This window comes from Hydrogenimonas sp. (assembly GCF_029933015.1).
GTDB lineage: Bacteria > Campylobacterota > Campylobacteria > Campylobacterales > Hydrogenimonadaceae > Hydrogenimonas.
This window is the reverse complement of the sequence record NZ_JAOZOZ010000092.1, coordinates 1-6403: the sequence shown is the minus strand read 5'-3', so window position 1 is coordinate 6403 and position 6403 is coordinate 1. Positions and strand designations below refer to the sequence as shown.

General features: G+C 57.3%; 5 protein-coding genes. 2 read left to right on the top strand and 3 right to left on the bottom strand.

The features are described 5' to 3' along the window. From Q1K23_RS06850 to ilvC, 3 genes are all read right to left on the bottom strand, one after another. The coding region (locus Q1K23_RS06850; RefSeq protein ID WP_300363402.1) for an SLC13 family permease at positions 1-1295 on the bottom strand (1295 nt) is incomplete at its 3' end. 46 nt (positions 1296-1341) lie between these two features. Next, on the bottom strand, positions 1342-2442 hold the full coding sequence (locus Q1K23_RS06845; RefSeq protein ID WP_300363401.1) for a divergent polysaccharide deacetylase family protein: 1101 nt from the start codon (positions 2440-2442) through the stop codon (positions 1342-1344). A gap of 12 nt (positions 2443-2454) precedes the next feature. Continuing rightward, entirely contained in the window at positions 2455-3477 is a 1023-nt protein-coding gene (ilvC, locus tag Q1K23_RS06840; protein ID WP_300363400.1) for a ketol-acid reductoisomerase, read from the bottom strand. 183 nt (positions 3478-3660) lie between these two features. Between ilvC and Q1K23_RS06835 the strand changes: the two genes are divergently transcribed. Further along, the gene (locus tag Q1K23_RS06835; protein WP_300363399.1) at positions 3661-4473 is read left to right on the top strand and encodes an HDOD domain-containing protein; all 813 of its coding nucleotides are present in this window, start codon (positions 3661-3663) and stop codon (positions 4471-4473) included. Continuing rightward, positions 4470-6403 (top strand): VacB/RNase II family 3'-5' exoribonuclease (locus Q1K23_RS06830; RefSeq protein WP_300363398.1); only part of this gene is annotated, 1934 nt, incomplete at its 3' end. The genes Q1K23_RS06835 and Q1K23_RS06830, both read left to right, overlap by 4 nt.

The window sequence follows — 6403 nt, the reverse complement described above, 5'->3', positions numbered from 1 at the left end:
ACGATCGCCACACCGATGAGATCGATGAAAAAGCCCACGGCGGCCATCGTTTTGACACGGATGACGCGGGAGCTCATGACGATGGCGTTGGGCGGCGTGGCGATGGGAAGCATGAACGCGTAGCTCGCCGCCACCGTCGTGACCATCAACACCAGCAGCGTTTCGGGATGGTCGACGCCGTAGAGCTCCGCCATGACAGGCAGAGCGATCGAGGTCAGCGCCGTGTTGGAGGTGATCTCCGTGGAGAAGCTGATGGCCAGCGCGATGACGGCCAGGGTCATCCATAGCGGGAGCTCCTGGACGAAAGCGAGCTTCTGCGCCACCGCCTCGGCCAGATGGGTGGATCCGAAAGCCTGGGCGATGCTGAAACCGGCGCCGAAGAGAAAGATGATCTCGTAGGGGATCGCGCGGCTGTCCTCCCAGTCGAGCAGATCGATTCCCGGCATGAAAAGCAGAAGCCCCGCCCCCAGAAGCAGACCCTTTTCGTTGAGCCCCAGCCCCGGATACCAGGGTTTGATCGGCGTGTTGAGAAACAGAAGCAAAGAGAGGCCGCCGATGATCCAGAGCAGTTTCTTCTGATCTTTCGTCATCGGCTCGATCGATTCTTTCATCCGTCCGATCGGTTCGTCTTTCATCCCGTAGGAGAGTATCAGCGGCATCAGAAGCAGCATCGTCACCACCACCGGCGAGGTCATCCCCATCCATTCGGTAAAGGTGGGGGCCTTCATCCCGATCTCTTCGAGATATCCCAGAAGCAGAAGGTTCGGCGGCGTACCGATGGGCGTCAGTATGCCCCCGATGCTGGCCCCGTAGGCGATCGCGAGCAGGATTCTGACCTTCAGGCGGCTGTTTTCGGTGATGAAGAGACCGATGGGCATCAGCATCAGCGTGATCGTCGTGTTGGAGAGTATCGAGCTAAGCAGTGCGGAGACGATCGCCATGGCGTAGATGATCCCGCGGGCCGTGTCCGGGAAGATCCGCATCAGCCGGTGGGATATCTGCAGATGCAGATCGGTTTTCTGCATCGCGATGGCCAGCATGAAACCTCCGACGAAGAGGAAGATGATCGATTTGGCGTAGTTTGGCGTCACGCTGTTGAGATCGGTGATACCGAAAGCGGGGAAAAGAAGTATGGGCAGCAGTGAAACCACACCCAGCGGCAGCGCGTTGTTGGTCCACATGACCACCAGAAAGGTGACGATACCCAGCAGCTGCGCCTGCAAAGGCGTAAAAAACAAAGACGCGATAAAACCCGCGGCCAGCGCCGCAAGAAGTGCCGTTACGATTTTTTTCATGATCGCCCGCCTGCGTTGGAGTTGGGATTGTTTCTTTCGTTAAATCTTATCGAATTTTGCTGTAAAGTTCGTCCATATAGACCACATCGACGCCATCGAGAATCGCTTTGGAGTCGGCCAGGGCTTTGAAGGTCGTGGCGTGGGGATGGCCGATGGCGATGGCGTAACCGTGGGATTTGGCGATTTTGACGGCCTTTTTGAGCTGTTTCTGGATGTAGGAGATGTCGGGTTTGTTGTCCAGGAATACATCCCGGGCCACATAGGGATCGTGATAGATTTTGCAGATTTTCGGCACCACGGTTTTCGGAGTCGTCCGGCTGTCGATGAAAACGAAACCGTACCGTTTCGCGAGGGGGTAGAAGCGCTCCATCGACGCCATATCGGAGGTGAACCGGCTTCCGGTGTGGTTGTTGATGAAATGGGCATGGGGGAACCACTCCCGCACTCTTCTCAGACGCATGTCGATCTCGGCTTTCGAACTCTCCGTCGTCAGCGTCTCGTCTTCGGGACTGTTGAAACTGATCGCTTCCATCGGCAGGTGAATCATGAAATGATCGAGTTTCGCAGCGAGTTTCGGCGTGTCGGGATGGGAAGAGGTGGGCGGAAAGATGGAGGGGGTGATGTGCCACGGCAGCGAACGGATGGCCCGAAGCTGGGATGCGTACGCCACATCGTCGATCACGATGGCGAGTTTCGGCCGTTTCAGACGCACCTCCTCCTTCACGAAAGGTTTGGAGCTCTCCCTGCCGCCTGCCGATACGTAGTCTTTGATCTCCGAAAGGTTCTCCCTCTTTTCCGCGGATACCGGGGGCCGGCTTTTCGCGACATGGACGGGCGGCGCGCTCTTTCGCGCCGTTTCGGCACGCTGCGACTTCAGTTTCTTCCGAAGCTTCTCCAGATCGTTCCGGTAACTCACCACTTTGCTCCTGCACGCTTTGGCGGCATCCTCCCTGCCCATTTCGTAGCCGATCCAGCCGGAAAGGGCCATCAGCATCAAAACGATCAAAAGCGCGACGGAGCCGCCGAGCAGATAGATCTGCAGTCTGGAGGAGGTACTTTTCTTTTTGCGTCTTTTCGTGGTGCGTTTCGCGGATTTCGGAGAGCGGGAACGTTTCGTCATGGGTCGGTTTCCCATGCCGGGCGGCATGGGAAAAGCTCCTTAGTTGGTTTCCTGATCGACGATTTTGTTGGCTTTGATCCAGGGCATCATCGCACGCAGACGGCGGCCGGTCACCTCGACCGGATGGTTCTTGAGGTTGTTGCGCTCGGCGTTCATTCGCGGATAGCCCGCCATCCCTTCGAGGATGAAGTCTTTGGCGAATTTGCCGTTTTGGATCTCTTTGAGGATCTCTTTCATCGCCTTGCGGCTCTCTTCGTTGATGACACGCGGTCCGCTGACCATGTCGCCGTACTCGGCGGTGTTGGAGATGGAGTAGCGCATGTCGGCGATGCCGCCTTCGAAGATCAGGTCGACGATCAGTTTCATCTCGTGCAGACACTCGAAATAGGCCATCTCTTCGGGATATCCCGCATCCACGAGCGTCTCGAAGCCGGCCTGGATCAGGGCGCTGACACCGCCGCAAAGCACCGCCTGCTCACCGAAGAGGTCGGTTTCGGTCTCGTCTTTGAAAGTCGTTTCGATGATACCGGTGCGGCCCCCGCCGATGGCGGAAGCGTAGGAGAGCGCCAGCTCTTTGGTGTTGCCGCTGGGGTCTTTCTCGACGGCGATCAGATCGGGAATGCCGCCGCCTTTGACGAATTCGCTGCGAACCGTATGGCCCGGCGCCTTGGGAGCGACCATCATGACATTGATGTCGTCGGCGGGCTGGATGCGTCCGTAGTGGATGTTGAATCCGTGGCCGAAAGCGATCGTCGCGCCGCTCTTGAGGTTCGGAGCGATCTCTTTTTTGTAGATCTCCGCCTGCGTCTCGTCCGGCAGAAGGATCATGACCACATCCGCCTCTTTGACGGCATCGGCGACAGGCAGGACAGTGAAACCCTTCGCCTGGGCCTTTTTCCAGCTGCTGCCGCCTTCGCGAAGGCCGACGACCACTTCGACACCGCTGTCGCGAAGGTTTTCCGCGTGGGCGTGGCCCTGGCTTCCGAAACCGATCATCGCCACTTTTTTCGACTGGATGATGGAGATATCGCAATCTTTGTCGTAATAGACATTCAATGCCATATTGAGTCCTTTGGTAAAAATTTGCGTGATTATATTGAAACAGTGCTTTGATCCATATAAAAACGCATCTGGAAGCCATCCCGCACAAAGCCTCTCCCGACAAACACTCAACACAGACGAGGAGGCGTCGATTTTAAGTTACACTTTTGTACAATAAACCCAATCATCATCGCGGAGATTTCCATGGTCGAAAAAATCATCAAAAAAGTCAAATCACTCCCTCCCCTGCCCGAAAGCATCAACAGGGTCCGGCAGATCTGCAACGATCCGGAAGGGACGATCAAAGAGCTCGTACCCATCGTCAAGCAGGATCCGATGTTTACGGCCGATATCCTAAAAGCCGCCAATTCACCGCTTTACGGCTTCAGCCGTCAGATTACCTCGATCGACCAGGCGGTGGCGCTTTTCGGAATGGGTACGATCCAGGGATTCGCCATCTCCTACGCGGTCAGAAAGAGTTTTCCGATCGATCTTTCGCCTTACGGCGTCACGCCTGTCCAGCTGATGGAGGTCTCGTCGCTGCAAAACGCCCTGACGCTTCAATGGGGCAAAAAACAGGTCACGACACACCAGGCTGAGATGATGACGCTCTCCTTGCTGATGGAACTGGGTAAAGTGGTCGCCTCGATCGTTCTGAAAGAGGAGAACCGGGCCGAGGCTTTCAGCCAGGCGCTGAAAGCGTGTGAAACGGCCGAAGAGATCGACGACGTCGAAAAGGAGTTCCTCGGTATCTCCAGCGAATGGATCGCCGCACTGATGTTCAAGCACTGGCAGTTCAGCGAAAAGATGATCGAGATGATGCGCTATCTGATGACGCCGGAAGAGGCGCCGGAAGAGATCCGCAGACACACCGAGATACTCCATGTCGTCAAGGAGGCGATCCCCTTCACGCGGCCTCTTTGTGAACCCTGCGTCCAGAGCGCCTACGAGAAGGCCGACCGCTTCGGTCTCGACGCGGAAACTCTCCACGAAACGATCGAGAAAATCCGCCAATGAGAGCCTTTCTGACGCGTATCGCGAAAGGAAGCCTCAAAACCGATATCGAAAAAGAGCATCTTCCTCTCCTCGAAGAGCTGATACGCGAACAGATCGTCAAAGAGACGGCTGACGGAACCGTCATTCTCGACGCCAAATACCGCGCAGCCACCCTCGACGTCCTCCCCTCCGGCACCGCCTTCGCCGAACTGATCGGCGCGAAGGGGAGAGATCTGCTCATACCGCCCGAACATCTTCACGGCGCCAAAAACGGCGACTACGTCATCGTCCGCCGCCTCTTCGGCAAAGCGGGCCGCCCCTCCGCCAAAGTGGTCAAGGTCGTCCAGCCCGCCTTCGTCTACGCCATCGGCTACATCAAACGGACCGAATCGGGGCTCGAACCCTTCTACGTCAAAACCGACCTGCCGATGGAGCTTGAAAGCGACATTTCCGACCTCGAAGAGCATACCGTCTTCCAGGTCGACAACCGCACTTCGAAGATCACACAGATCCTGGGAAACCTTCTCGATCCCGCCGTCGACGAAAAGATCTCTCTCGCGATCTTCAACAAACGGGAGCCTTTCAGCGAAGAGGCCGAAACCGAAGCGCGGGCGTGGGGGGACGAAGTGGACGCCGCGCTCTACCCCGACCGCACCGATCTGCGGCACCTTCCTTTCTGCACCATCGACCCCGTCGACGCCAAGGATTTCGACGATGCCATCTACTGGGACGCGAAAAAGAGCGTGCTCTATGTGGCCATCGCCGACGTCAGCCACTACGTCACCCACGAGTGCGCCATCGACAAGGAGGCCAGGCAGCGGGGATTCTCCATCTATTTCCCCCACAAATCGATTCCCATGCTGCCCAGAAGTCTCAGCGAAAACATCTGCTCCCTCAAACCCGACGTCGACCGCCTGGCCTTCGTCTGCCGCCTCGAACTCGATCCCGAAACCCTCGAAGTGAAACGTCACACCTTTTTCGAAGCGATCATCCGCTCCAAACGCCGCTACGACTACGACGAGATCGATCGCTACCTGCAGGAGGGATTCGCCGACGCCCCCGAAAAGGACAAAGAGACGCTGCAGTTCATCTTTCCCCTCAAAAGCGTCACCGACCGTCTCCGCAGGAAACGGCTGGAAAAGGGATACGATTTCCGCTCCACCGAAGTGCGTATGCAACTCGACGAAGAGGGAAACCTCGTGGAGACGCGTCTGGAGGAGTCCACCCCTTCCCACGCCCTCATCGAAGACTGTATGCTTCTGGCCAACAAGGCGGCCGCCGAACATTTCGACGTGGGGATTTTCCGTATCCACGAGCCGCCGACACCCGAACGGATCGAAAAACTGGTGGACGAATTGGGAAAAATCGGCATCTACGCCGAAACGCCCGAAGAGGATTTTCACGCCCTGGTGCTGGAACTGCAGGAGGAGGCGCGCCGAAAAGGGGTGGAACCCTACGTGGACCAGCTCATCATCCAGACCCAGAAACAGGCCGCCTACAGCCATGAAAACGTGGGCCATTTCGGTCTGGGATTCGAACGCTACACCCATTTCACCTCGCCCATCAGGCGTTACAGCGACCTGACACTCCACCGGCTGCTCAAGGCGATCCTCTCCCACGACGAAAAAAAGCGGGACTACCTGCTGCGGAACATCGAACCCCTCTGCATCAAAATCAGCGAGCTGGAGAGGGAAGCGACCCGCGTCGAGTGGGATTTCATGGCACGCAAATACGCCCGCTGGGCCGACGCCAACCGGGACGCCACACTTCACGCCGTCGTCGTCGAAACCGCCCAAATCCCCGCCGCCACCACCGACCGATTCCCCCTGGGCATGCGCATCTTCTGCGACAAGAGCGACCTGCTGCTCTTCGACCGCATCGAAGCGAAAACCAACATCGTCCACCTGGCCCAGGCGAAGATCTTCACCATCGTCGAAAAAGCGACACATCT